17 protein-coding genes are annotated in these 26,428 nt (G+C 59.6%); all 17 read left to right on the top strand.

From position 1 onward, the window contains the following. The first annotated feature begins 100 nt into the window (after positions 1-100). The 17 genes from J3P89_RS15105 (at position 101) to J3P89_RS15025 (ending at position 26,418) form a co-directional block, all read left to right on the top strand. Positions 101-13,690 carry a hypothetical protein gene (locus tag J3P89_RS15105; RefSeq protein ID WP_434694682.1) on the top strand — a complete coding sequence of 4,530 codons (13,590 nt, stop codon included), beginning with the start codon at positions 101-103 and terminating at the stop codon, positions 13,688-13,690. Continuing rightward, entirely contained in the window at positions 13,687-14,070 is a 384-nt protein-coding gene (locus J3P89_RS15100; RefSeq protein WP_434694681.1) for an SMI1/KNR4 family protein, read from the top strand. The genes J3P89_RS15105 and J3P89_RS15100 overlap by 4 nt, the downstream gene beginning before the upstream one ends. 652 nt (positions 14,071-14,722) lie before the next feature. Beyond that, positions 14,723-14,986 (top strand): flagellar biosynthetic protein FliQ, encoded by a 264-nt coding sequence (locus tag J3P89_RS15095; protein WP_013693081.1) that lies wholly within the window; start codon positions 14,723-14,725, stop codon positions 14,984-14,986. A gap of 22 nt (positions 14,987-15,008) precedes the next feature. Further along, positions 15,009-15,752 (top strand): flagellar biosynthetic protein FliR, encoded by a 744-nt coding sequence (locus J3P89_RS15090; RefSeq protein ID WP_434694680.1) that lies wholly within the window; start codon positions 15,009-15,011, stop codon positions 15,750-15,752. Next, entirely contained in the window at positions 15,749-16,822 is a 1,074-nt protein-coding gene (locus tag J3P89_RS15085) for an EscU/YscU/HrcU family type III secretion system export apparatus switch protein (protein ID WP_434694679.1), read from the top strand. The genes J3P89_RS15090 and J3P89_RS15085 overlap by 4 nt, the downstream gene beginning before the upstream one ends. Beyond that, positions 16,819-18,903: a flagellar biosynthesis protein FlhA gene (locus J3P89_RS15080; RefSeq protein WP_434694678.1), complete on the top strand. Its 2,085-nt coding sequence runs from the start codon at positions 16,819-16,821 to the stop codon at positions 18,901-18,903. Before J3P89_RS15085 ends, J3P89_RS15080 begins: the two co-directional genes overlap by 4 nt. Continuing rightward, on the top strand, positions 18,900-19,610 hold the full coding sequence (locus tag J3P89_RS15075; RefSeq protein WP_434694677.1) for a flagellar hook-basal body protein: 711 nt from the start codon (positions 18,900-18,902) through the stop codon (positions 19,608-19,610). Before J3P89_RS15080 ends, J3P89_RS15075 begins: the two co-directional genes overlap by 4 nt. Positions 19,611-19,625: 15 nt before the next feature. Then, the gene (locus tag J3P89_RS15070) at positions 19,626-20,399 is read left to right on the top strand and encodes a flagellar hook-basal body protein (RefSeq protein WP_013693086.1); all 774 of its coding nucleotides are present in this window, start codon (positions 19,626-19,628) and stop codon (positions 20,397-20,399) included. A 116-nt stretch (positions 20,400-20,515) separates the two neighbouring features. After that, a complete protein-coding gene (flgA, locus tag J3P89_RS15065; protein WP_434694676.1) occupies positions 20,516-21,106 on the top strand; it encodes a flagellar basal body P-ring formation chaperone FlgA in 591 nt (196 codons plus the stop codon). Beyond that, positions 21,093-21,671: a flagellar basal body L-ring protein FlgH gene (locus J3P89_RS15060; RefSeq protein ID WP_434694675.1), complete on the top strand. Its 579-nt coding sequence runs from the start codon at positions 21,093-21,095 to the stop codon at positions 21,669-21,671. Before flgA ends, J3P89_RS15060 begins: the two co-directional genes overlap by 14 nt. After that, complete coding sequence (locus J3P89_RS15055; protein ID WP_434694673.1) at positions 21,653-22,777, top strand: flagellar basal body P-ring protein FlgI; 1,125 nt, start codon at positions 21,653-21,655, stop codon at positions 22,775-22,777. Before J3P89_RS15060 ends, J3P89_RS15055 begins: the two co-directional genes overlap by 19 nt. A 9-nt stretch (positions 22,778-22,786) precedes the next feature. Beyond that, positions 22,787-23,164 (top strand): hypothetical protein, encoded by a 378-nt coding sequence (locus J3P89_RS15050; protein ID WP_434694672.1) that lies wholly within the window; start codon positions 22,787-22,789, stop codon positions 23,162-23,164. A gap of 2 nt (positions 23,165-23,166) precedes the next feature. Further along, positions 23,167-23,562: a flagellar basal body rod protein FlgC gene (locus tag J3P89_RS15045; protein WP_434694671.1), complete on the top strand. Its 396-nt coding sequence runs from the start codon at positions 23,167-23,169 to the stop codon at positions 23,560-23,562. 1 nt (position 23,563) lies between these two features. Continuing rightward, positions 23,564-23,869 carry a flagellar hook-basal body complex protein FliE gene (gene fliE / locus J3P89_RS15040; RefSeq protein WP_434694670.1) on the top strand — a complete coding sequence of 102 codons (306 nt, stop codon included), beginning with the start codon at positions 23,564-23,566 and terminating at the stop codon, positions 23,867-23,869. Positions 23,870-23,872: 3 nt separating this feature from the next. Beyond that, positions 23,873-25,249 (top strand): flagellar basal-body MS-ring/collar protein FliF, encoded by a 1,377-nt coding sequence (gene fliF / locus J3P89_RS15035; RefSeq protein WP_434694669.1) that lies wholly within the window; start codon positions 23,873-23,875, stop codon positions 25,247-25,249. A 4-nt stretch (positions 25,250-25,253) separates the two neighbouring features. Continuing rightward, positions 25,254-25,706 (top strand): hypothetical protein, encoded by a 453-nt coding sequence (locus tag J3P89_RS15030; protein ID WP_434698078.1) that lies wholly within the window; start codon positions 25,254-25,256, stop codon positions 25,704-25,706. Further along, positions 25,693-26,418, top strand: coding sequence for a FliH/SctL family protein (locus tag J3P89_RS15025; RefSeq protein ID WP_434694668.1), 726 nt, complete (start codon positions 25,693-25,695; stop codon positions 26,416-26,418). Before J3P89_RS15030 ends, J3P89_RS15025 begins: the two co-directional genes overlap by 14 nt. The last annotated feature ends 10 nt before the right edge of the window (positions 26,419-26,428 follow it).

The following is a 26,428-nucleotide window of genomic DNA, read 5'->3' as shown; positions in this document are numbered from 1 at the left end:
CAAGCATAAGCACTGACAGTAGCGCTGCTTGGTGGTCGGACGAGCAGCCGTTTTTTTGAGCCGCAGGTCGGTTGAGCTTCGTCGGGGGAGTTAGAAAAACATGGTCGCCATCGTCGCCGGTAATGGATTAGGGCTGTTCAACGCTTCCGTGAATTCGCTCGGAGGCAGCGGTGTCGGCGGCCAAGGCAACCTGGGGCAGGCCGGCGGGCAGGCACTGGTCAACGTCAGCAACGGCAACCTGGTGCTGCGCTTTACCGACGAGCAACTGTCCGGCCTGGGCCAGGATCTGCTGCACACCCGCACCTACAACGCCCAGGGCGGCTTGAACGATGGCGATGCCGATGGCTGGCGCTGGGACGGCGAACGCAGCCTATTGTTGACCGGCACCGTCAACAGTGCCGGCAGCCAGGTCACCCGTACCACGGGCGACGGCCACCAAACGGTCTATCAATGGAACGGCAGTGGCTATCAATCGACCGAGGGCGATGGTGCCCATGACACCATTACCTGGGATGCCGGTGCCGGCCAGATGGTCTGGACGGACGGCTCTCGACGGACCGTCGAGCGTTACGACGGCAATGGCCGGCTGCTGTCGGTCACCGACGCCAATGACACGCAAATCGGCTACGGCTACGACGCCAACGGGCGTCTGAATTCGGTCAAGGACAGCTCCGGCCAGGAACTGGTGCTGAGCTACGACGCGGCTGGCAAGTTGGAGCGCGTCGACACCCGCAGTGCAGCGGGCGGTGCGCTGACTCAGCAGGTGTATTACGGCTACGACGCTCAGGGCCGACTGATCAATGTCAGCACCGATCTGACGCCGGAAGACAACAGCATTGCCGATGGCAAGGTCTACCGTACCGATTACACCTACGACGGGGCCAGCTTCCGTATCGCCAGTGTCGTGCAAAGTGACGGCACCTCGGTCAGCTTCAATTATCAGTTGCTGGACGGCGAATACCGGGTCAAGACGGTTTCCGACGGTTCTGGGACTACCACCTTCAACTACGACATAGCCAGTAACCGTACGGATGTGCTCAATGGCTCAGGCCAGCAGTGGAGCTATTTCTACGATGCCAATGACCGCTTGACCGAAGTGCAGACCCCGGCGGTGAATGGGCAGCGCCTGTCCACGCGGTATGCCTATGATGTGGATGGCAATGTCACCACGGTCACGGATGGGCGCGGCAACGCCGTCACCTACCAGTACGATGCGAACGGTAACGTGCTGGTGGAGCGCGATGCGACGGGGGCCACGGTTGCGCGTACTTACAGCGCTGACAACCAGTTGTTGAATGAGATCCGCTACACCGCGACAGCGACCCTGAACACCGCCACCGGGCTGTGGACAGAGCCGCCGGCCAGCACCGCCCAGGTCACCCGATTGGCCTACGACAGTAATAATCGGGTGCGCTTCATGGTCGATGGGCGTGGCCAGGTCACGGAGTATCGCTACAACGCCCAAGGGCTGAAAATTCAGGAGATCAGCTACGGCGGTGCGTTGTTCCCGCTGACCGGTCTCACACCACAGGCCGCCCTGACGGAGTCGCAACTGACCATCTGGGCCAGCGCGCAAAACCAGACCCGTTCAACCCTGACCGAACTGACTTACGATTATCGGGGTAACCTAAGCCGTCGGGTCACTTACGGTGCGGTCGATGCTACGGGTTTGGGTACGCAGGAGGCCAGCACCAGCGTCACCGAATATATCTACAGCCAGCACGGACAACTGTTGCAGACGCTGGTTGTGCGAGGGGCCGATCGCAGCCAGAAAACCACCCTCAGTTCGATCATCTACGACGGCTTGGGGCGCGTCATCAGTCAGACCGACGCGGCTGGCACCCGAACGAACGCCTACAACGGTACCACCCGTACCGTGGCGGTCACGAACACTGTCGGTTTGACCGTTACGCAGACTTACAACAGTAAAGGCCAACTGGTCAGCCTGACACAGACCGCTGCCGGCCTGGCATCGCGTTCCACTTCGTATGTCTATGATGATGCCGGCAGGCAGGTCATGGTCCAGGACGCAACAGGCGTTCGCAGCTATACGTTCTACGACGAGGCCGGGCGGGTCAGTGCCCTGGTGGATGGTCTAGGCGCGGTGACCGAGTACAGCTACAACGCCGCCGGACAGCGCCTGCAGGAAAAACGCTATGCGACCCTGGTTGATACTTCGGCCTGGTATGACGGTAGCGGGGTGCTCAAAACGCTCGTCGCTGAAGTTCGTCCGCTGAGCATCGCCGCTGATCGCGTGACTGTTTTGAGTTACGACAATGCCGGTCGACTGAGCGCCAGCACCGATGCCGGCGGTACGCTGACCACTTTCACTTATGACGGCAAAGGCCGGCTGATCCAGCAGCAGACCGGTGATCGCACAACGCGGTTTTTCTATGACGCCAGCGGGCATCAGATCGGCCAATTGGATGCTGAAGGCTATCTGCGTGAAGACCGTCATGACGCCGCAGGTCGGCTGACCCAGAGCATTCGTTATGCGAACGCGACAGTGTTCGCCAATCGGGCCAGCGGCACCCTCGTCAGTTTGCGTCCACCTTCCGCGGGGGATCTGACGAGTTGGTATTTCTACGACACGGCCGGTCGGCAGATCGGCATTGTCGATGAAAAGCAGTTCGTCACTGAAACGGTCTACGACGAAGCGGGCAATACCCAGAAAACCATTCGTTATGCCACGGCCTATACTGCCGCGATTTCCGCTGCGACGACCTTTGCAACGATCAAGAGCGGCGTGGTGGCGGGGGCGGCACAAACCGCGACCACGACGTTTGACGATAAAGGGCGTGTGGCCCTGCGTGTCGCCACCAATGGCACGACCACTGCGTATGAATACGATTCGGCCGGTCGCCTGGTGCGAGAAACCCAAGCCCAGGGCACCACCGACGAACGCAGCACCCGCACCCGTTATGACGCCTTTGGACAAACCATTGGCAAGCTGCTCGGTGAAGCGTCAGCCCGCATAACGGCCGGCATGAGCGCCACCGAAGTGGCTGCGATCTATGCGCAGTACGGCTTGATCTATCGTTATGACGCAGCAGGGCGGGTGGCCAGTGCAACGGATGCCGTGGGCAATCGAACGCTGTCTTACTACGACGCGGCAGGGCGCCTGACTCACGTCGTCAACGCAATGGGCGAGGTCAGCGAAACGGTTTATAGCGCCTTTGGCGATGTGCGCGAGCGGACTGATTTCTCGGGCCGGTTGGCGGCGGCGGATACGGCCGCCCTGTCGGGCGGTGTGTTGAATGCGCAACTGAAGACCCTGGTACAAGCGATCCGCAACGCGGCCAATGACAATCGGCGAGTGTATGGCTATGACAACCGTGGCCTGCTGACGTCGTCGACTGATGCCATGGGGTACGTGACCGGTTACGGTTATAACGCCTTCGGCAATCAAACATCCGTCACCCGCACAATCGCTACGGGGAACACGGTCGTCAGCAACATTACCTACAACAAACGCGGGGAAGAACTCAGTCGTGTCGACGATGCCGGTGGAATAGCACGCAGCACTGCCACCGTTTACGACGCGTTCGGGCGGGTGATCAGTCAGGTTGATGGCCGGGGGCTGACCAGCACCACGACGTATGCCAGCAATGGCCGGGTCATTACTTCCAGGAACGCACTCAACCAGGGGCAAACCAGCGAATACGACGCCTTCGGTCGAGTACTCAAGCAAACGGATGCACTGGGCAAGGTCACCACCTACGCCTACAACGACAGCGCACGCAGCCTGACCGTGACCACGCCTGACGGCGTGAGCGTAGTGACCCTCAAGAACCGTCATGGCCAGACCCTGACGATCACTAATGGCACCGGGGCGGTGACCCGCTATAGCTACAATAAGGAAGGTCAGCTCGTCACCACCCAGGACGCCCTGAATCGCTCCACCACCAATGGGTATGACGAGGCCGGGCGGCTGCTCACCGTGACCGACGCCCTAGGCCGGATCAGCCGCTACGGCTACGACGCCGCCAACCGCGTGCTGACGCGTACCGATGCCAACAACACTGTGACCCGCTATAGCTTTGATGGCCAGGGTCGCCAGGTGCGGGTCGTCGACGCGGAAGGGAAAACCGAGCAACGTATCACCGATTACGCTTACGACCGCAAAGGTCAGTTGCTAAGGGTGACTCAGGATCCCAACGGCCTGAAGCTCACCACCAGCTACAGCTATGACGGTGTAGGCCAACAAGTGCAGGTCATGCGCGGCACGGTGGCCAGCCCCAGCCAGCAGGTCACCCTGTACACCTTCGACAAATTGGGCCGGCGCATCAGTGAGCGCCAGGATCCGACCGGGCTGAACCTAACCACCCGCTATAGCTACAACGACAACGATCAGGTCACGCGCAAGATCGATGCGGCGGGGAACAGCACTTGGTACACCTATGACAATGCCGGCCGGGTAAGTGCAACCATCGATGCCCTCGGGTATGTCAGCGAGAACAAATACGACGCCAATGGGCGGGTGGTCGAGACGGTGCGTCATGCCAAACCGATCCAGGTGTCGACGGTGGGCAGCAGCGACGGTCGAACGCTGTCCCTGACCGGAAATTCTCGCGGGTTGACCGCGCTGGGCAAAATCGCCATTGATCCGGCCAAGACCTACACTGTGCGTGTCAGGCTGCGCCAGGTGACCGGGGAGGGCAGCATCTACGCCGGCGTAGTGAGTTATGACAGTGCCGGGAACGCGCTTGCCAATTCCTACGGTGGTACCTATGCCTATAGCGCAGTGAGTGGGGTGAAGCTGACGCCGGAGATGGGTTGGCGGACCTTTGAAGGCACCATCAGTGGCACGAACCCGATCAATGCGAGCGCCAGTCCGAACAAGTTCTTCGAGGGCAGTGTCAGCGCGGTGCCCCTGTTGCTGTACAACTACGACGCTGACAGCAGCGGCGATCCCAGTCGCCTGGTTGAAGTCGATTCGCTGGAGTTGATTGATACCGCGACCGGTCAAGTCCTTAACGTCAATGCCAACGCGGGCGGCGGTTTGGCCAACTGGTCCTCGGTCGGTCTCACTGGTGCGAATTCCGCCGGTGAGATTCTCAGCGTTGAACGTCTGCAAACGCTGCTACGTCCTGACAGCGCTGACCGCCGCACTCAGTTTGTCTATGACGCGGTGGGTCGTCAGCGCTACGTGATCGACGCCCAGGGTGCTGTTACCGAAAGCGTATACGACGCCAACGGCCGGCTTACCAAGACAGTTCAGTATGCCACGCGGGTTCAGCTTCCAACGGACGGCAGCAATGACGGCCGGACGCTTTCCCTGGCCGGCAACTCTCGCGGGCTGACCGCGTTGGAAAAAATCGCCATCAATCCGGCCAAGACCTACACCGTGCGTGTCAGGCTGCGCCAGGTGACCGGGGAGGGCAGCATCTACGCCGGCGTAGTGAGTTATGACAGTGCCGGGAACGCGCTTGCCAATTCCTACGGTGGTACCTATGCCTATAGCGCAGTGAGTGGGGTGAAGCTGACGCCGGAGATGGGTTGGCGGACCTTCGAAGGCACCATCAGTGGCACGAACCCGATCAATGCGAGCGCCAGTCCGAACAAGTTTTTCGAGGGCAGTGTCAGCGCGGTGCCTCTGCTGCTGTACAACTACGACGCTGACAGCAGCGGCGATCCTAGCCGCTTGGTTGAAGTCGATTCGCTGGAGTTGATTGATACCGCGACCGGTCAAGTCCTTAACGTCAATGCCAACGCGGGCGGCGGTTTGGCCAACTGGTCCTCGGTCGGTCTCACTGGTGCGAATTCCGCCGGTGAGATTCTCAGCGTTGAACGTCTGCAAACGCTGCTACGTCCTGACAGCGCTGACCGCCGCACTCAGTTTGTCTATGACGCGGTGGGTCGTCAGCGCTACGTGATCGACGCCCAGGGTGCTGTTACCGAAAGCGTATACGACGCCAACGGCCGGCTTACCAAGACAGTTCAGTATGCCACGCGGGTTCAGCTTCCAACGGACGGCAGCAATGACGGCCGGACGCTTTCCCTGGCCGGCAACTCTCGCGGGCTGACCGCGTTGGAAAAAATCGCCATCAATCCGGCCAAGACCTACACCGTGCGTGTCAGGCTGCGCCAGGTGACCGGGGAGGGCAGCATCTACGCCGGCGTAGTGAGTTATGACAGTGCCGGGAAAGCGCTTGCCAATTCCTACGGTGGTACCTATGCCTATAGCGCAGTGAGTGGGGTGAAGCTGACGCCGGAGATGGGTTGGCGGACCTTCGAAGGCACCATCAGTGGCACGAACCCGATCAATGCGAGCGCCAGTCCGAACAAGTTTTTCGAGGGCAGTGTCAGCGCGGTGCCTCTGCTGCTGTACAACTACGACGCTGACAGCAGCGGCGATCCTAGCCGCTTGGTTGAAGTCGATTCGCTGGAGTTGATTGATACCGCGACCGGTCAAGTCCTTAACGTCAATGCCAACGCGGGCGGCGGTTTGGCCAACTGGTCCTCGGTCGGTCTCACTGGTGCGAATTCCGCCGGTGAGATTCTCAGCGTTGAACGTCTGCAAACGCTGCTACGTCCTGACAGCGCTGACCGCCGCACTCAGTTTGTCTATGACGCGGTGGGTCGTCAGCGCTACGTGATCGACGCCCAGGGTGCTGTTACCGAAAGCGTATACGACGCCAACGGCCGGCTTACCAAGACAGTTCAGTATGCCACGCGGGTTCAGCTTCCAACGGACGGCAGCAATGACGGCCGGACGCTTTCCCTGGCCGGCAACTCTCGCGGGCTGACCGCGTTGGAAAAAATCGCCATCAATCCGGCCAAGACCTACACCGTGCGTGTCAGGCTGCGCCAGGTGACCGGGGAGGGCAGCATCTACGCCGGCGTAGTGAGTTATGACAGTGCCGGGAACGCGCTTGCCAATTCCTACGGTGGTACCTATGCCTATAGCGCAGTGAGTGGGGTGAAGCTGACGCCGGAGATGGGTTGGCGGACCTTTGAAGGCACCATCAGTGGCACGAACCCGATCAATGCGAGCGCCAGTCCGAACAAGTTCTTCGAGGGCAGTGTCAGCGCGGTGCCCCTGTTGCTGTACAACTACGACGCTGACAGCAGCGGCGATCCCAGTCGCCTGGTTGAAGTCGATTCGCTGGAGTTGATTGATACCGCGACCGGTCAAGTCCTTAACGTCAATGCCAACGCGGGCGCCGGTCTGGCCAATTGGTCCTCGGTCGGTCTTACTGGTGCGAATTCCGCCAGTGATACCCTCGGCGTTGAACGTCTGCAAACGCTGCTGCGTCCTGAAAGCGCCAGCGACCGCACCACCACCTACACCTACGACGCCGCCGGTCAACAAAACACCGTGACCGACGCCGCCGGCAAGGTCGAATCCTACACCTACGATGCGGTAGGCAATCGCAAGACCCTGACCAACAAAAACGGCCACGTCTGGACCTATAACTACGACGCGCTCAACCGCTTGGTGGAAGAGATCACGCCAGCGGTCGCGGTGGCGAGCATCACCGAGGCCGGCGTGGTATCGGCGGTGAGTCGTTACCTGGTCACCAGCAATACCTACGATGCCCTGGGCAATGTCACCAGCCGTACCGAGGGCCGTCTGCGGGCCAGCGTCACCGCCGATCCGGCACTGGACGAACTGACTGAGGCGCGCACCACCACCTACGCCTACGACGCCATTGGCCGGCAGATCCGCATCACCAGCCCGGGCTGGTACAACAAGCTCAGCGGCCGCTACCAACAGACCTCGGACGGCACCGCCAACACTTTCCAGATCAGCACCGAAGTCACCTACGACAGCCTCGGCAACGCGGTGCGCAACCGCGTGCGGGTCAACAACAGCGGGGTGGCCGCCACTGATTTCGTCGACAGCTACAAGGTCTACGATGTGCTGGGGCGGGTCAGTTATGACATCGATGGGCTCAAGGGTGTAACCGCCTATGCCTACGACGGCCTGGGCCAGACCACTCGCACCGTCCGCTACGCCAATGCGTTGACCCAAGTTGTGCCGGCCAGAGGTTATTACCTCGCGACCGATGTCACCGCCACCACCCTGGTCCCCGACGCCACCCAGGACCGTACGCTGATCACCCGCTACGACGCCCTCGGGCGCAAGACCGCAGTGCAGAAGAATATCGTCAGCCTGTTCACCTTCACCGGTAACGTTGCGACCTCAACCCTGACCAACCTGGCGCCTACCACGCTCTACAGCTATGACGCCTTCGGGCAACTGATACGCGAGACCCAGGTAGCACGCAACGCCAGCGGCGCCACGGTGCAGACCGGCGCCAGCTCCGTGTACTACTACGACATGGGCGGCCAGCGCATCGGCAGTGTGGATGCCCTTGGCTACTACACCCGCATGGAGTACGACGCCCTCGGTCAATTGACCCGACAGACCGACTACGCGACCAAGCTCGCCAGTTGGAATGAGAATGCGTTGTCGGCGGCCCCGACGGTCAGCGTTAACGACCGCCGCGTTCGCTTCAGCTACGACGCCATGGGGCGTCTCAGCCAGACCACCGTGGAAGGCGCGCGTTTCTGGCAGCAGAGCATCAACGCCACCACGGGAGCGGTCAGCGCCACGTTGGTGACCGCCGATCTGTCGCTCAGCCGTAGCACCTACGATAACGTGGGCAACGTCAAGACGGTTACTGACGCCCAAGGCAACGTCGTCAGCACGGACTACAACGCCCTCGGCCAGGTGATCAAGGTCACCGAGCCCGCACGGGCCACCACCAAGAACGGTGTGGTCGACCCTTTTGCCGATGCCGACGTCATCGCGTCGCCGACCACCACGCTCCTGCTCAACGCCTTCGGGCAGCAGATCCGCGAGGTCCGCGCGGCCGGCACCGACAGTGCTGGCAACGTACAGGCCGGCCTGGGCCAAATCACCCGGACCCGTTACGACGCCGCCGGGCATGAGATCCTGGAGATCGATGCGGCGGGTTCTGTGCAGAACTACAAGGTTGATGTGGCGGGCCGACGCATTGAAGAAGCCCGGCAAATCAATGTCACGATGAGCGCCTGGATTACGGTGTTTGGCGTGCCGATGGCAATGAATCACACCATCCGCCGTACCTTCGAGTACGATGCCCTCGGCCAGCAGACCGCTATAACGGACTGGTACACCGTGGGCTTGGACACCAAGGTGTCCGCGCGCGAAAGCGCACTCTATAACCGCTTCGGTGAAGTCGCCCGCAAGCAGATCAATGGCGGCACTGTAGAAGTTTTCAATTATGACCAGGTCGGTCGGCTTGAATCCTACGGCAACGCGACCAATGTCACCGCATTCAAGTATGACCTGTCCGAAAAAGTCAGCAAAAGCACGGTGCTGGGGGACTGGAGCATCACCACCGACGACCGCATCAACTACATGCGCAACGACTTGCTTGGCCGCACGTTCGAGCAACACCTGCCGGCGTTCGAGGCCAACCTCAATGCCGATACCCTGAACAACGCCACCTTGACCCTGAGCACGCCGATCATCCGGCAGGCCGTCGATCGCTGGGGCAACGTGCTCAGTCGTACCGATGCCCGGGGCTACGTCACCAGCTACACCTATAACCACGCGAATCAGGTGCTCACTGAAACCCTGCCGGTCACTGACATCCTGCGCGAGAACGGCACCGGCTACCGCGCCAGCCTGATCCACGAAAAACGCTATGACATCCTCGGCCAACTGATCCAGGAAGCCGATCTGGTCGGGCCTTACACCGGCGTGGCCACCGACACCCTGCTGCGTACCCGCCAGCATGTCTACAACCAGGCTGGTCAACTGACCCGCGATGTGGATGCTCTCGGCAACTCCCGGCGATACAGCTACGACATTCATGGCAACCGCGTCGCCACTCAGGATGCCTTGGGCACTGTGTTGGTTGATGGTTACGATGCCATGGATCGGCAAATCAACCATGGCATCATTCGAAACGGCGCCAAGGTCACTTTGCTGACCAATAAATACGACCAGGCTGGGCGTTTGTATGCGGAAATCAGCGGTACAACGGAGATAGCGGAAACCCTGAACAACGTGGAGGACGCGCGCCAAGGCGCGTCCTATTTGTCCGGTGTGGCGGGGAATACCCGATACACGGTTTATAACGAGCGCAGTAATATCACCCATAGCAATAACGAGTCAGGGGTGATGTTCAGCTATGAGTACGATGCCCTCAACCGTAAGACCCTTGAACAAGACGAGATGGGAAGCACCAAGACCTGGACATACTCGTCTGGGGATGTTTCTCGTCTGGTCGGGCATAAGGATTGGGGCGGACATACCTATACCTATACCTACAATGCTTTTGGTGAGGTGGTAAAAGAGCAGATCGCCGGAGGCCCTGACAAAATCTACCAGTACTTTGCTAACGGCCTGACCAAGTTGGTGACCGAGGGCCCCACAGATAACTGGGCGGCTACTGGATCGGAATATGATCTGGCGGGGAATAAAGTACGTGAATTCAACTCCTCCAGCTTCACGGTGATATCGAGTAGCTTAAATACCCACTATGAAACGCTCTACAAATATAATGCATTGGGAAGGCTGGCAGGGGTAAGAGCGCCTGCCGGTAATGACCTTGCGAGCCCTGTAATCGCCCGTATTGATTATAGCTATGACGAGTTGGGCAATCGGCGCCGTGTCGTGTTGGATACCACCAATCAAACCGGCGTACGCACGGTGATTGACAATTGGTTTAAATATGATCTGGAAGGGCGGGTGCTGGTCGAGGACGGCTTCCGAAACAGCGGCGGGCAAGTAGCCGCCGGTGTCGTTGGCGGTAAAGCCAAGGGTAAGGTCTACACCTACGATGCAACGGGTAAACGGACATCTGCCGAAGAGTATGTAAAGACCATCGATTTCTTGGGTTATCCCAGTCATGAATATGTGCTGAATAACTACACCTATAATGACCTTGGTTCGCTGCTCACCACCACCAAGCGCGCTTCGATTCGTAATCTGTCGACTAACCCCGATACCTCCTATGGGGCGCTGCTCGGCGAGGCCAGTCAGATCTTCAGTGCCCAATATGACGGGCGCAATAACCGCATCTTCCAAGAGGATGTCAACGGCAGTGAGCGCACCCGTACCACCTACACCTATCGTGGCGATGGGCAGCTCAATAATCAGTTGGTAACTCGCTGGAACGGTAGCAGCTGGATGGCCTCTCAATACACGTTCTTCAACGAGACACGAAAGATCGGTGCTGATGGCGTGGAGCGTGATTCCCTTGTGGGATATAACACTGCGGGACGTTCTGTTCACTATCGCTATAGCGTATACGACAAGAACGGTAGTCGGACCATGTGGGGGGAGAATTTCACGACTCTTACAGGGTTTGAGACATGGAAGGAAAGTAAGGTTCAGGCAACTGTTAATAGAGGAACCAATGGCCTGACGACCATGACCTACAGCGTTCGCGGCGAACTGCTTACGGCGTATGCGAGTGGGAAAGCGACTTTTCTTCGACATTTTACTGCGGACCGAAATGGTCAATTGTCCACGCGCACGGACGGTTACGATTACACGTCCCAACGTTATGTTCTTCATGATGGTAATGTGCTGGCGAGTGTCGGCAATAACAGTGCACCGGAGATTTACGACACCATCGCATCTGTCTCGCCCGATGAAATACCGCGCACGCCTGGTAGTTACGTCATCGTTGAGGGCGACACTCTGCAGGGCATCGCCCAGAAAACTTGGGGCGACTCGAGCATGTGGTACCTCATCGCCGACGCCAATGGATTAAGCGTCGGTGATGCTTTGGATCGCGGCACAAGCTTGATAATCCCCAACGTTGCCGGCAGTAATACCAACAACGCCGACACCTTCAAGGCCTATGATCAAAGCGAAGTGACTGGCGATCTTACGCCGGTGCCGATCTACCAACCGCCAAAGCCGAAGAAAAAGAAGAGTAAAGGGCTAGCCAGCGTCGTCATGGTGGTGGTGGCTGTGGTAGCAACGGTGTTCACCGCGGGCGCCGCCACAGCGGTGATCAGCGGAGCAGCCACAACCTTTGGCGGTGCGGCCGCCGCGGGTACTGCGGCACTGTCCGCCGCCGCGGCAGGAACGGCCGCCACTATTAGTCTTGGCGGTGCAATCGTCGGGGCCGCCGTGGGTAGCGCGGCTTCCCAATTGGTTGGCATGGGCATGGGCGCAGTGGATAAATTCTCCTGGGGGCAAGTAGCCGCCAGCGGGATTACCGGGGGCCTCACTTACGGAATCACCTCCGGCATCGGTACATTGGCACAAGGCGCTCAGCCAGGCTCCTGGGCCCAAATCGCGGCCAGTGCCGCCAAAACCTATTCGGCTCAAGGCGTTTTTAACTATGCCGCCAGCCAAGTGGCCAATCGCATCGCTGGCCTTGATACCTCCTTCAGTTGGAATCGCCTGGCATCCTCAGTGGTGGCTGCCAACGTCAGCGGCGGTTTGAATGGGCGCTTTGGCAACCAACTGTCCGGTCAGATCGTGAGCGGCCAAGTCGGCGCATACGCCTCGGCGGCGATAAGCGATAAGTGGTTAGGCGGCTCACGACCTGATCACGGTCAGATCGCGGCGGATGCTTTTGGTAATACGCTAGGTAATTTCCTCGTAGATCAAATTCGTCAACAGTCGGCAGAGACCCTGCGACGCGCTCAAAAACTGGCTGGAGTGTCGCCAGATGACGAGGTGCTGGGTGCAGCTATTCGCCAGTCGTTGGACAACGGGGCGTCTGTGGATGATGTCGGGAAAATGTACAACCATTCCGGGCTAAGGGAGACGCTGCTTCACCCAACCAAACCTGGCGAGAATGGGTCGTACCTGAGATATGACGGCGATGGCGTATGGGTGGGAGTACCGCGGACGGAGGAGTCGTTTACGTATTCTGTTGATAACGTCGAAGGTGTTGTTTCCCTAAGCGGTAATAGCACCTTCGTAGAGCGGGTAAACGACATCACGCCCATGATCCATGAGGGCCTGTCCGGTGTTGCCAGCTTCGCCAATGCGCACCCGGATGCAACGCTACTGGTTGGCTATGCAGCTCAAGCGGTCAGCTACGCGTGGATGGGGGCGATGAAGGCCATGAGCAGCATCGCGACCGAGGCGATCCTTGGGACGGCGATCGAGCAGGCTCGTGATTACGCGATAGAGAAAATTGGCGACTACTATCAATCCAAAGGTATTAGCACCGATAATGCTGGCATTCTTGCCAATGGCACTGTGTTTGGTGTAGAGGTTGTTGCCGGTGAGGTTAGGTCTGCGGTGACTGGAGCCAAACATTATGCGATGCAGATGGGTGGTAAGAGTGTCACGAACGTTGGTCCTTCTAGGCCTGGTGGCTATGTAACTAGTGATGTGGATAACCACGGCCTGCTGAGCCCGCAAGTTAATAGAGCTCCAGGCTATATGCATAATAGAGAGGATGGATATGTGCAGTCGCACCATCCTGTTCAGGATCGATGGGCTCAAGAAAATGTTCCCGGATATGATAGAAATGCAGCGCCGGCAGTTTTATTAGAATCAGCATCTGGGAGCCCGCATGCCAAGATTTCTGCGGCGCAGAGGGCGCTTCGGCTCGAAATGAAAAACAGTGGTGTGGGCCCTTGGAGTAATGGGATAAACCAAGAGTTTCAGATTGGATACAAACAAATGATTGAAGCCGGCGTGCCGGAAGGAGTTGCTAGGAAGTCAGTCATTGATAGTTATAAATATTTTGATAACTTAGGGGCGTTTAAATGAATATCCAAAGCATTGAGGGGCTTGTTGTGGCTAATAATGCCATTTCTAACGCTCAGCTAGCAGAGCTGCAAAGAGAGCTTGGTATGCAGCTGCCAGATGTTTATGTGCAAATGCTTAATTTGGCAAACGGCTTTTCCCTAGAAAGCGGTGTGGTCATGTATTCCTCGGATGAGCTTGTTGAAAGAAACGAGACTTTTGAAGTGAAAAAGTATGCTCCCGGCTATCTTGCGGTGGGTGATGATAGTGGTGGTCGTTCTATACTGTTGTCACTCGTGAATAAGGGTGTTTATTTAGTTGATCAAGGTAGTATGGATCCGGATGACTTTGAGCTGATAAATATTCTGTTAAATGATTGGATAAATAATGGGTGTGTTCTCTAGCGGAAAAACGGGGCAGAATCTGAGGGGGCTTTTGAGGCATCCCGTCCTCCGGGGGAAAACGGGGGGGCGGGGACAGACTCTGAGGGATCCCTCCCGAGTGCTGCGTCGAGCGCAAGTAGTTTCCCAGCGCTCATTCAAAGCTCAATTGGAGAAAACGCCTGACAGGCCCTGAGGGCCCCGCCGTTTTCCCCGAGTCTTGCCTCATCCGAACATTAGGTCCCCACGTAGGAAACTTCTGACAATCCCACCAAAAGAACTATTCTGGCCCCAAGCCTCTCGCCGGAGGGTTTCTGTCGCGTTACGCTCTGGATGTCGCTACACATTTAGCGACCGGGCTTGGTAACCCGGTGGAATAAGGCGTAACAGTGCACAGACGGGATTGCAGGCTTTCAGGTCTGCGATTTTGTTTTATGGCAGCTGTGCGTGGGACATCTTCTGACGTGCCGGTTTCCTTGATTCCCCGGTTTACCAACCTGCGCACAGCCGCCACCCATTCGCTTGGTCGCTCCCACCACCATTCGTCCCCACCACGCAACATCCTGTTGCATTCACTGATACTATATCGCTACTATGGCAAAATAATGGCGAACTGCCATTCAGGCTATGGCATGCCCCAGCGCACGCCTTGGATCTAGTTCAGTTGGGGTTATGGATGACGCAGGACTTCATGCTCTACGCGCTCAAAGAAGCGCTTCTGACCTCCGCGATGGTGGCTGCTCCGCTACTTCTGGCCATCCTGATCGTCGGCCTTCTGGTCAGCATCCTGCAAGTCGCGACCCAGATACAGGAAATGACCCTGACCTTCATCCCCAAGCTGATCGTGACCGTCGTCATGTTGCTGGTTTTTGGTGGCTGGATGTTGACGGTCCTCAAACAATTCGCACTCAGTGCATTAACTCAGGCCGCTAGCTTCTAGCCGCGTTTTTTGGTGTGAGTGTGTGCTGACGTCCTTCTTCCTCAATGCGCTTCTCGTGTCGGTCAGGTTGATTCCGCTCGTGGTGGTTTCGCCGATCCTGTTTTTTTCGCGCATTCCATTGACCGTCCGGTTGATCCTGGCACTGGCGTTGTCCGCCGTGTTGGTCGGCAGCATGACGCTCACTCATGCGCCGGTTTTCACGCTGCCGGTGGTGTTGGGCGAGTTGCTGTTGGGTGTGCTGATGGCGTTCGGTTTTCATGCCGCTCATGCCGGTGTCGATATGGCCGGCAAGTTGATCGACACGCAAATCGGCTTGAATGCGGCCGGGGTATTTGATCCGGGTACTTCGAACATGACGGGCCTGACGGCCGACCTGTTGGGCTGGTCGTTGGGTGCGCTGTTTGTGGTGCTCAATTTGCATCACGATTTGCTCAGGGTGTTCGCTCTGTTGCTGGTGGCGGTTCCGCCCGGCAGTGTGTCGCTGACCACGTTTTCCGTGCCTTTGGCAACGGTCATGACGCAACAGTTTTTGCTCGCGTTCATGATTGTCGTGCCGGTGATCCTTGGGTTGTGGCTGATCGATGTGGCGTTTGCGTTTTTGTCCCGTTCAATGCCCCAGGCCAATGTCTATTTCCTGTCCTTGCCCCTCAAGTTGGGCGTGGGCATGTTCATTTTTATCCTGACCTTGCCGATGATCGTCCAGCGTTTGCCGCTGCTGATTGAAAACGCCTTGCGGTTCGCCCTGTCGCCTGCGGGTGTTCAATGAGCGATCAGCAGGACAAGAGCGAAGAGGCCACGCCCTACAAACTCGAAGAAGCTCGCAAGAAAGGGCAAGTGCCCCGCAGCCCTGACCTGTTGTCCTTCGTCATGCTGTTGACGTTCCTGATGGTTTTTTCGGCCATTGCCTATCCCTTGGCGAGTGTCATTGCCGCCCACACCCACTGGTGGCTGGGTAACGCCGGGCAATTGGGGCAAGGCTTTGGTTACCTGGGCGAGCAGGGCGGCTATAGCTTGCGGCAGGTGGTGTACGGGTTGTTGCCGTTGATTGGTGCGTTGGTGCTGATGGCGATCCTGACGAACCTGTTGTTCAGCGGCCCGGTGTTTTCAATGACGGCGTTGAAGCCCGACCTCAAGCGGCTCCATCCGATCCAGGGCCTCAAGAAACTCTTTTCGCGACGCATGTTCGTCGAGTTGATCAAGGTGCTGGTCAAGGGCGCGTTGTTCTCGTTGGTCTTGTATTACCTGTTCCAAAGCGTGCTGCCGCAATTGTTGGGCATGGCGACGATCTCGCCCCTGGAATTGCCCCAGGCCGGCAAGCAATTGTTGATGCAGCTGGGCTTTACTGTGTTGGCGGTGATGGCCGCGGCGGCGCTGTTTGATATCTGGTATTCGCGACGCGAGTTCGGGCGGCAGATGCGTATGAGTCGTCGGGAAACCAAGGATGAACATCGCCGCCGCGAGGGCGATCCTGAAGTGCGCGCCAAGCGCAAAGGCATCCAGCAGGCGCTGCTGAAAAAAGCGGCTGCGCTGGGCCAGGTCAAGGATGCCGACGTCATCATCACTAACCCGACCCATTACGCGGTGGCCTTGCAATACCGGCCTTCCAGCATGCTCGCGCCCAAGGTGCTGGCCATGGGGCGCGGCCTGCACGCCCGGCGCATCTGTCATGTCGCCAGGAAGCACCAGGTGCCGATTTTGCGCCGTCCGCCCTTGGCGCGGGCGCTGCATGCCCTGGCGCGGGTCGATTCGGCGATTCCGGATTCGACCCAGACTGAGGTGGCGCGTATTTATCGCTGGGTCATCGCACTGCCGGGCAATAAGGTGCTTGCGCCATGAAGCCACTGTTGTCGCGCATGCTGTCCGAGGGCAGTGACCTGTTGCTGGCCGTGGCAGTCATCGGCATTTTGCTGGTGTTGTTCACGCCGATCCCCACCTGGCTGTTGGACTTGCTGTTGCTGACCAACTTCGCCGTCGCGTTGATGGTATTGCTGGTGACCTTCGACATCGATAAGCCGTTGAGCTTTTCGACTTTTCCGTCGCTGTTGTTGATGACCACGTTGTTTCGCCTGGCCCTGAATATCTCCGCGACTCGGCTGATCCTTACCGACGGCGATGCGGGGCTGGTCATCGCGGCCGTGGGTACCCACGTGGTGGGTGGTAATTATGTGATCGGTTTTGTGATTTTCCTGATCCTGGTGGTGGTGCAATACGTGGTGGTCACCAGCGGTGCCCAGCGCGTGGCCGAGGTCGCAGCGCGTTTTACCCTGGACTCTTTGCCGGGTAAGCAGATGAGCATCGACGCGGACCTGAACATGGGCATCATCGACCAGGACGAAGCCAAGCGTCGCCGCAGCCAGTTGGAGCGTGAATCGAATTTCTACGGGGCGATGGATGGCGCGTCGAAGTTCGTCAAGGGCGACGCGATTGCCGGCATTGTGATCATCGCGATCAACATCATCGGCGGCCTCTCGGTCGGCATTCTGCAAAAGGGCCAGAGCTGGGGCGACGCGCTGCATCACTACACGTTGCTGACGGTGGGCGATGGCATCGTGACGCAGATTCCGTCGCTGATCATCGCCGTGGCGGCGGGCATCATCATCACCCGCGCCGCGACCGATGCGCGCTTGGGGCCGGAGCTGGGGCGACAGGTGTCGGCGTATCCTAAGACCCTGGTGGTGGTGGCGCTGGTCACGCTGTTCCTGGCGATGATGCCAGGGCTGCCCTTGATTCCACTGATGATGCTGTTTTGCGCGTTTGCCGCGGCGGCGTGGTTTTCCTACCGCAAGTTGCGGGGCAAGACTAATGCAGACGAGGACTCGCAACAGGACTTGCTGAGCGGGCAAGACAGTGAATCCGGCGATGTCTACGCGTTGATGAATACCGATGCGTTTGAACTGCGTCTGAGCGCCGACCTCGCGGCTCACGTGCTGGCAGCCACCAGCACCTTGAGCCTGCGCATCGAAAACCTGCGCAAGCAGTTTGCCAAGGATTATGGCTTTGCCTTGCCGTCGCTCAATGTGCACGCCGACAAGAAACTGGCCAACGGCACCTACCAGGTCTGTGTACAGGGCGCGGTGATTGCCGCAGGCGAGTTGGAGTTCGACAAGTTACTGGCGATCAACCCCGGTGGCGCCACGCTGCTGCTCGAAGGACGTGCCACCAAGGAACCTACCTACGGGCTCAAGGCGCTCTGGATCGAAGTGGCGCAACGGGCCCAGGCGCGCACGGCGGGGTACACCCTGGTCGAGCCTGACACCGTGCTGCTGACCCATTTGTCCGAACTGGCCCGCCGCTATGCGCCGGAGTTCCTGACCCGTGCCGAGACCGAACGGTTGATCGAGAAAAAACGCGCGGGCCTGGGCAGCCTGGTGGATGAACTGGTGCCTCAAGTCCTCAGCTACTCGGACATCCAGCGAGTGCTGCAACTGCTGCTGCGCGAGCAGGTGTCCATCCGCAACCTTGAGACCATTCTCGAAGTATTGGTGGATGCGGGGCGTAGCAACAAGAGCGCCGAGGACCTCGTCGAGCGGGTGCGCGAGCGACTGGGCGCGGCCCTGTATGAGCGTCTGGTCGATAAGAACGGCGAGCTCAATGTGTTGACGATCGCACCGCAACTGGAGGGCTACATGCTGGCGGCCTCGCGTCCTCGCGAAGGCCTGCAATCGGCGTTGTTGCCGGCCCAGGAACTGGAGCGATTTGTCACCACCGTCGCCCGGGAAGCCGAACGGCAACTCAGCGGCAACAAACAACCGGTGCTGCTGTGCGCGGCACCGTTGCGCCGGGTCTTGCGGGCCTTCATGTCGCGCGCCGTGCCGCACATGGCGGTGCTCTCGGTCAATGAAGTGGGGCAGCACGCCCGCGTCACCTCGGCGGGCATGATTGACCTGCCCGGTTTCCCCAGCCTGGAGTCCCCATGAGCGACTTGATCATGCAATTGGCTGGGGTCATCCAGCGTGATATCGACAATCTGAAAGCGGTGTCGCAGAACGTCGCCAATGCCAACACCTATGGCTACAAGGCCGAGCGCACTTTCAATGTCATGGCGTCCAACGTGGCCGGTCCTGGCGTCGCCGGCGGGCTGGATGACATCCAGGCGCAGACCTGGATCAGCACCGACGGCGGCGCGTTGCAACACACCGGGCGGGCCACGGACCTGGCGCTGGCGGGAGATGCCTGGTTTGCGATCAAGACACCGGGCGGTGTGTTGCTCAGTCGCGATGGGCGTTTCCAGGTCGACAAGGCCGGTTATCTGGTCAGCAGGGCGGGTTACCCGGTATTGGCTGACGACGGTCCGCTGCAAGTGGCGGATGGGGTGCTCAAGATTGATGCGAGTGGCGAAGTCAGTGTCGACGATCGACCGGTAGGGCGACTGAGCATCGTGCGCGTCGACAATCCGCAACAGCTACTCGCCGTCGGCGATGGACTGTATGCGGCCAGTAGCGGGATCACCCCGGCCAAAAGCTTCGTGGTGCATCAGGGGCTGCTGGAACGCTCGAATGCCGCCATGGGCACCGACATGGTGAAGATGATGGAAGTGTCGCGGCATGTCGAAACCATGCAGCGAGCGCTGTCGGCCTACGACGGCATGCTCAACAGCGGTATCAACCAAATTGGCAAGAACTGATCAAGGGATGTGCTTGTGATTGACTCATTAAGTATTGCCAGCTCCGGGCTGACCGCGAACCAAGCATGGATCGACAGCATTTCGAACAACGTCGCGAACATGCAGACCATCGGCTACAAGCGCAGCCAGGTGGACTTTCACGACATGGTTCGCGAAGTCGGCACACGCGACGATGGCGGTGGCATGACCGAGAGCTTGCTGACTGGCGCAGGCATCCAGGCTTCGCAGCCGAGCCAGGTGTTCAGCCCAGGCACGGTCCGGGAAAGCGGCAACGCGCTGGACCTGGCCATCCAGGGCGATGGATTCTTCGAAGTGGCATTGCCGACAGGCGAGCTGGCGTACACCCGCGCGGGCCGTTTTCACCTCGACAGCGAAGGTCAACTGGCGATGCCGGATGGGCAAACGCTGACGGCCGATCTGCGCGTACCGCCGGACGCACGCAACCTGGTGATCAAGCAGAACGGGGAGGTCCAGGCGACCATCACCGAGACCGGAGAAATCATCAACGTCGGCCAGGTACAACTGGCCAAGTTCGCCAGTGCCGAGGCATTGACCAAACTCAGCGACGGTCTCTATCGACCGACGCAGGCCAGTGGCGAAGCGATCTATGCCGAGCCAGGTCGAGACGGTCAGGGTGTGCTGCTGCAAGGTTATGTCGAGATGTCCAACGTCAACCTGATCGACGAGATGAGCGGGTTGGTGCTGGCCCAACGTGCCTACCAGATGAATGCGCGATTGCTGCAAGCCAGCGATCAGATTCTGGAAACCATCAATAACCTGCGTCGTTGACCCTCGTGAGTAACCATTGGTTGGCCGGACTCGGGCTTTGGCTCGCCAGCGCGGGTTTTGCCCAGGCGACGCCCGCTGTCGGTTGCGATGCTGCGGCGGCAAGTCATGCCTTAAGCATGGCCACCCAACGTATCCAGGCGCAGTTGGCCACGCCTGAGGTTGAGCTGCAGCTCACGCCCATGGGCGAGCTGCCGGCCATGGCGCATCCGCAAATCCGGCTGTTGAACCAGGGCATTCGGAGCCGGGTATCCGTGGCTTTGAGTGGCACGGTGTGCGGTCACGGACGACCCAGCGTGGTGACGGTGTGGTTCAAGGTCCAGGCCTGGAAGCAGGCGTGGGTCTACGGTCGCAACGGGCGAGCCGACCAGGCCGTGGCCGATGCTCAACCGCGCCTGGAGCGAGTGGACCTGGCTGCGACGCAACTGGCGCCCGGCGATTTGCCCAGCGACCTTGCAGGGCAATGGCTGACCCAATCGGTCAATGCCGGCATGCCGGTGCTCAAGCGTCACCTCAAGGCCGAGCCGTTGGTGTACCGCGATGCCCCGGTGACTGTGGTGGTCTATGGCCCGGGCCTGATGCTGCGCACCGAAGGCAAGGCGCTGCGTCCGGGTGTGTTGGGCGAACGCGTACCGGTGATGTTGGACGGCGCCGAATCGAGCCTGTTGGCGGTGGTCGCTGGTAAAGGAGAGGTTCATGTGGACCAGTAACGTTCGCAGGGCAGGGCTGGTGATGTTGTTGCTGCCGGGTATGGCTTGCGCGCAGAGCCTGATCAACCCCGATGGCTATCGCTCCCTGACGGGGGACCGCCGTGGCTACCATCTTGGCGACACCCTGACGGTGCTGGTGGTGGAATCGACCACGGCGCAAAGTGCGGCCGGCACCGGGGCCGAGAGCAATACCGATATTTCCGCCCGCACGGGCTTGGACAGCAACACCCATCAAGCGAGCCTGGGCTTGCGAGGCGATACCAACGGCACGGGACAGACCAACCGCAGCGGACAGATTCGAACCAACGTTTCGGTACGGATCATTGAACAACTGCCTGAGGGTTTGTTGCGCGTCAGCGGCGAGCAACGGGTGACGGTCAATGATGAAAAACAGCAGGTGCGGATCACCGGTCTCGTTCGGCCCGATGACATCGCCTACAACAACACGGTGCTTTCCTATCGCCTGGCAGACGCACAAATCGACATCGTCGGTGACGGTGTGGTGACCGATGCGCAGAAGCAGAACATTGTTTTCCGGGTGCTCAAGTGGCTGCGAATCCTATGAAGATGGTTGCACGAGTGCTCTCGGGCCTGCTGCTCGCCCTTTGGCTGCAGCCGACGCTGGCTGATGTCCGGATCAAGGAGCTGACGCGCATTCAAGGTGTGCGGGACTACTCCATCATCGGCTACGGCCTGGTGGTGGGTTTGGCCGGCACTGGCGATACCGACCGCAATCGGGCCACGCGCCAATCGTTGGTCAACACCCTGAAGAACTTCAACGTGAACGTCGCCGACGGCGACCTCAATACCCGCAACACGGCGGCGGTGATGGTCACCGGTAACCTGCGCTCGTTCAGCGAGTCGGGGGACAAGCTGGACGTCGAGGTTTCTTCCCTGGGCGATGCCCGCAGCCTGCTGGGGGGCACTTTGTTGATGACGCCCCTGTATGGCCCGGACGAAAAACTCTATGCCCTGGCCCAAGGGCCGATGTCGGTGGGTGGCTACGTCTTCGAGGCCAACCAAAATTCGGTACAGAAGAACCATCCCACCGTCGGGCGCATCCCACGGGGCGCCAGTGTCGAGCGTTCGGCCTTTTCGGAAAACGATGAGGTTTCGAAAAAACTGGTGCTGATTCTCAATGAGCCGGACTACACCACCGCGCAACGTATCGCCGATGCCTTGAGTCGCGAGTTGGCCGTGCCCGGTGTGCGTGTCGTGCATGCCGCCAAAGTGGAAGTGCCCGTGACCGCCGGCATGACCGTGCCGCGGTTGATTTCGCGGGTACAGAACGTTTCCGTGGCGCCGGATTACGCCGCCCGCGTGGTGGTCAACGAACGCACCGGCACGGTGGTGGCGGGGGCCAATGTGCGATTGGGCGAGGTGAGCATTTCCCAGGGTTCGCTGAGTGTCGTGATCAGCACCAAGTTCCAGGTATCGCAGCCCTCGTGGGTGGCCCGCACTGGGCCGAGCGTCGGCACGGTGGTGGTGCCTGACACCGAGCTGACGGTGAATGAAGAAGAACACGGCCCGGTGAAATTGGCCGAGGGCGCGACGGTGGGCGATCTGGTGAAAGCCCTCAATCAGGTTCGATTGAGCACCCGAGAAGTCATCACCGTGTTGCAAGCCATCAAACAGGCGGGCGCTCTGCACGCCGAACTCATCGTTCAATAAGGAAGATTGATGTCAACCGATATGAATCTTGCAATAGAGACCGTGCGCTTCGCCATGAGCCTGGAGCAATTGCGGGCGAAGGTCGCGGCGCACAACATCGCCATGGCCAACGTTCCAGGGGGCAAGGCCATGCGTCTGAACGGCTACGAGCCGATGGCGGCCTTGCGCGGTTTGCACAACGACCCTGAATTGTTCGGCCAGGCGTTGCGTTCGCTGCAGGACAGCGAGCTGACGCCGTATTTACAAAGCTATACCCCAAGCGCGCCATTGGCGCTCGACGGTGAAGTGGCGCAGATGTCCGCGGCCAGCGGTCGCTACCAGGCCTTGGCCGACGGCGTATCCCGCCAGTTCGCATTGATGCAGTTGGCTGTCCGGGGAGGTCGCTGAGGATGCCCTTGGACAACATCAGCGAGATCGTTCGCGGGAGCATGGCTTATGAGCGTTCGCGGGCGGAAGTCGCCAGCTACAACCTGGCGATTGCCAACGTGGCAATCGGGCCAGGCGAGCGTTCGCCGTTGCTCAGCGTATCGCCGCCTACCAGCTTTGCCGGCCGATTGGGGTTGCAGCAGCCCCGCGTTCACGCCCAGGCGCGTAGCGACAGCCGCTTGGTCCATGAGCCGAGCCATCCCATGGCTGACCAGGATGGGATGGTGCATTATCCCAACATCGAAGCTGCCAGGGAGATGGCGACCTTGGTATCGGCTACCCGTGCCTATGAAGCCAATATCCGCTCCTACAACAGCTTGCGTGAAATGACGCTCAAAGCCTTTGAAATTGGAAAGTGACATGACCGCCGCCATTGCGCCTATTGCATTGACCTCCGACCTTACACCGGCCGCTGCCATGGCGGACGGACCGATGGGGCCTCAGGGCAGCGACTTTGTCGATTTGCTCAAATCGGGTGCCACCCAACTGAATGCACAAACCGGCCTGGCCAGCGAGATGCTCTCGGCGTATGCGCTGGGCGACAACATTGCGCCTCACGATCTGGTCATGGCCATGGAGCAGGCGAAGCTGTCGCTGCAGTTGGCCGTGGAAGTGCGCAACCGTCTGGTAGATGCCTACCAGGAACTCACGCGGTTGCAGATCTAACCCATGGAGAATCAACCGGTGTCCTCGTTCCTGGCGGGTCGTACCCGCGTCTTTTTGATCGGTGCCTTGCTGATTGTCGGCCTGCTGGCCGCGTCGGCGTGGTGGGTGCTCCGCCCGCAATATGTGGCGTTGTACAAAAACGCCGACGAGGCGTCCCAGGCCCAGATCCTGGCCACATTGAGCCAGCGTCACGTGCCCTATCGGATCAATACGCAGCAGGGTGCGATTGAAGTCCTGGCCGATCATGCGGCCTCTGCCCGTATGTACCTGGCTGAGGCGGGGATCCCGACCCGGGGCGGTACGGGATTCGAGTTGTTCGACAAGGCCGACTACGGCATGTCGGAGTTCAGTCAGAAGATCAATTACCAGCGAGCCATGGAAGGGGAGCTGGCGCGCACGATCATGAGCATGTCCGAAGTGGAATATGCCCGTGTGCACCTGACGTTCAAGAAAACCAGCCTCTACCAGCAGGCGGAAGAGCCGCCCAAGGCATCGGTGATCGTGCGTCTACGTGCCGCGGGGGCGTTGATGCCGCAGCGGGTCAGGGGTATCCAGCAATTGGTGTCGTCGGCGGTGGAGGGCATGACGCTTGAGCGCGTATCGGTGCTCAACGAAGACGGCCAGGTGCTCAGTGCCGCCGATGGCGCAGCGGCGGCGCCGGAGCACCTGCAATTGACGGCCCAGGTCGAGCAGGCGCTCAAGCTGAAGGCCGAAGAGTTGCTGGCGCGCCCGCTTGGCCATCGTGGCGTCGATGTGTCGGTGCGGGTATTGATGAATTTTGACCGTGTCAAATCCATCAGCGAGCAACCGCTGACGAACAAAATGCGTCGTGAAAAACGTACGGAATCCACCGAGAACTCCAGTGGCGAGTCCACCAGCAAGCGCTCCCAGAACAACCGGGAAATCGATTATGAAGTGGGTAAGGCGCGTGCTGAAACCGAGCATGCGGCGGGCAAGATCGAACGCATTACCGTTGGCGTCGTGCTCAGCACGCCGGTATCGGATGCTCAGATGAAAGATATCCAGGCATTGCTTGAAGCGGCTTTGGGGCTGGATCTCAAGCGCGGCGATCGCTTGGTGATGGTGTATATCCCCGATATGCCCGTGCCACAGACGCCCCCCGTCGCAGAGCCCTCGGTGCAGCCAATGCCGACGAGTAGCGCGCAGGTGGCTGCGCCCGTCGATGCAGGTCTGTCGTTGCCATGGACGCGCTGGTTGGGTGTCGGCTCGATGGCTGCCTTGGCGGTCGGTCTATTACTGCTGTGGGCAAAGGGGCGACGCAGGTCCGTTTCTGTCCCTGCCACGGTGCCGCGACTGACATCGGTCGAGCGTGAGCAATTGCTGGTGGACTTGCGCCGCTGGCTGTTGGAGGGGCGTTAACGTCATGGAATTCTCAGCGCTTCGTAAAGCGGCTATTCGCCTTGCCTGTTCTCATGCCGAAGACCGTGAGTGGATTCTGACGCGGCTGGAGCCTGAGGAGCGTCACCAGGTTGAGGGGCTGTTGGAAGAGATCAATCTGCTGGGATTATCCAGCGATCCTGCCGTTGTCGCCGCGCTGATGAGCGAGTTGACGGTAGCGCCATCGGCCGCTCGCCCGACGCCCGACAATGCACCACTCAAGGCCCTGCTTTCGAAAGCGACGCATCCGTTTTGGGGCGCGTTGGTCCTTCAATTGGAAACGCCCGCTGCACGCCGTGAAGTCTTGGGTGGCTTGTCCAACAGTGCCGAGATTCGTCGATGGGATGGCAAATTTGCCAAGCAGATCCTGCCCCCGGCACTGATGAACAGTTTGAAGTCCCGGATGGATGCCCAGGAGGCAGGCGATGAGCACGCCTAAGCCACCCCTGTCGTCGACGGTGTTGCGTCAACCTTCCCAGAACCTGGGAACTCGACGTCTGCCAACGCTTGGCGCCAATGTCCAAACGAACACCTCGCCCAATGAAGAACGTCAACCCGACGTGAAGCAGACGTTGCGCGAGACCTTTGCGCTGGAGCTTGCGGAAATTGAGCGGGAGGCCCGCGAGAAGGGGCTATTGGAAGGCAGCAGGCAGTCCCGTACGCAACTGAGCGAGGCCCTGGCCCAACAGGAGCAGCAGTGGTTGAAGAAAGAAGCCTCCCTGCGTACCGCCCTCGAAACGGAACGCCTTCAACTTGCACGTTTGGTTGAAGCCCTGGGGGCGCAACAAAAGCAGTTGATGATAGCCATGGAGCCCACGGTGGGACGGCTCGCGCTGGCGGTGGTAACACGCTTTTTAGGCGAGCATGCCCAAACGCGCCCGTTAATTGCCGACTTGGCGAGACAAGCCATCGAAGAGTATCAACTGGTTGGTCCAATGCGGATTCGTGTTGCCCGTGGCGATTATGAAACGTTGCTTCGGCTGGCGCCGGATGACGCGCTATTGACGTCGTTTCAGATCGATCCGCAGGCCTCCCCCGGTAGCTGCCGGATCGACTTCGGCGACGGTCAATTGGATGTCGGCGTGCCAACGCAACTGGCCAATGTCGCAGCCGTGTTGACCGAGGGAGATGGCCGTGTGGCGGGGGCGTGAGAGTCGACTG

It is taken from the genome of Pseudomonas sp. Z1-14, assembly GCF_051132005.1.
Classification (GTDB): domain Bacteria; phylum Pseudomonadota; class Gammaproteobacteria; order Pseudomonadales; family Pseudomonadaceae; genus Aquipseudomonas.
Note: the sequence above shows the minus strand (reverse complement) of the source record. Positions and strands in the feature narration are given on the sequence as shown.

Bases quoted from the DNA above. Each gene is read 5' to 3' on its own strand.
- J3P89_RS15075 (WP_434694677.1), top strand. From the start codon at position 18,900: ATGAGCGACTTGATCATGCAATTGGCTGGGGTCATCCAGCGTGATATC.
- J3P89_RS15085 (WP_434694679.1), top strand. From the start codon at position 15,749: ATGAGCGATCAGCAGGACAAGAGCGAAGAGGCCACGCCCTACAAACTC.
- J3P89_RS15095 (WP_013693081.1), top strand. From the start codon at position 14,723: ATGACGCAGGACTTCATGCTCTACGCGCTCAAAGAAGCGCTTCTGACC.
- J3P89_RS15080 (WP_434694678.1), top strand. From the start codon at position 16,819: ATGAAGCCACTGTTGTCGCGCATGCTGTCCGAGGGCAGTGACCTGTTG.
- J3P89_RS15105 (WP_434694682.1), top strand. From the start codon at position 101: ATGGTCGCCATCGTCGCCGGTAATGGATTAGGGCTGTTCAACGCTTCC.
- fliE (WP_434694670.1), top strand. From the start codon at position 23,564: ATGACCGCCGCCATTGCGCCTATTGCATTGACCTCCGACCTTACACCG.
- J3P89_RS15050 (WP_434694672.1), top strand. From the start codon at position 22,787: ATGTCAACCGATATGAATCTTGCAATAGAGACCGTGCGCTTCGCCATG.
- J3P89_RS15030 (WP_434698078.1), top strand. From the start codon at position 25,254: ATGGAATTCTCAGCGCTTCGTAAAGCGGCTATTCGCCTTGCCTGTTCT.
- J3P89_RS15100 (WP_434694681.1), top strand. From the start codon at position 13,687: ATGAATATCCAAAGCATTGAGGGGCTTGTTGTGGCTAATAATGCCATT.
- J3P89_RS15045 (WP_434694671.1), top strand. From the start codon at position 23,167: ATGCCCTTGGACAACATCAGCGAGATCGTTCGCGGGAGCATGGCTTAT.
- J3P89_RS15025 (WP_434694668.1), top strand. From the start codon at position 25,693: ATGAGCACGCCTAAGCCACCCCTGTCGTCGACGGTGTTGCGTCAACCT.
- fliF (WP_434694669.1), top strand. From the start codon at position 23,873: ATGGAGAATCAACCGGTGTCCTCGTTCCTGGCGGGTCGTACCCGCGTC.
- J3P89_RS15060 (WP_434694675.1), top strand. From the start codon at position 21,093: ATGTGGACCAGTAACGTTCGCAGGGCAGGGCTGGTGATGTTGTTGCTG.
- flgA (WP_434694676.1), top strand. From the start codon at position 20,516: ATGGCCACCCAACGTATCCAGGCGCAGTTGGCCACGCCTGAGGTTGAG.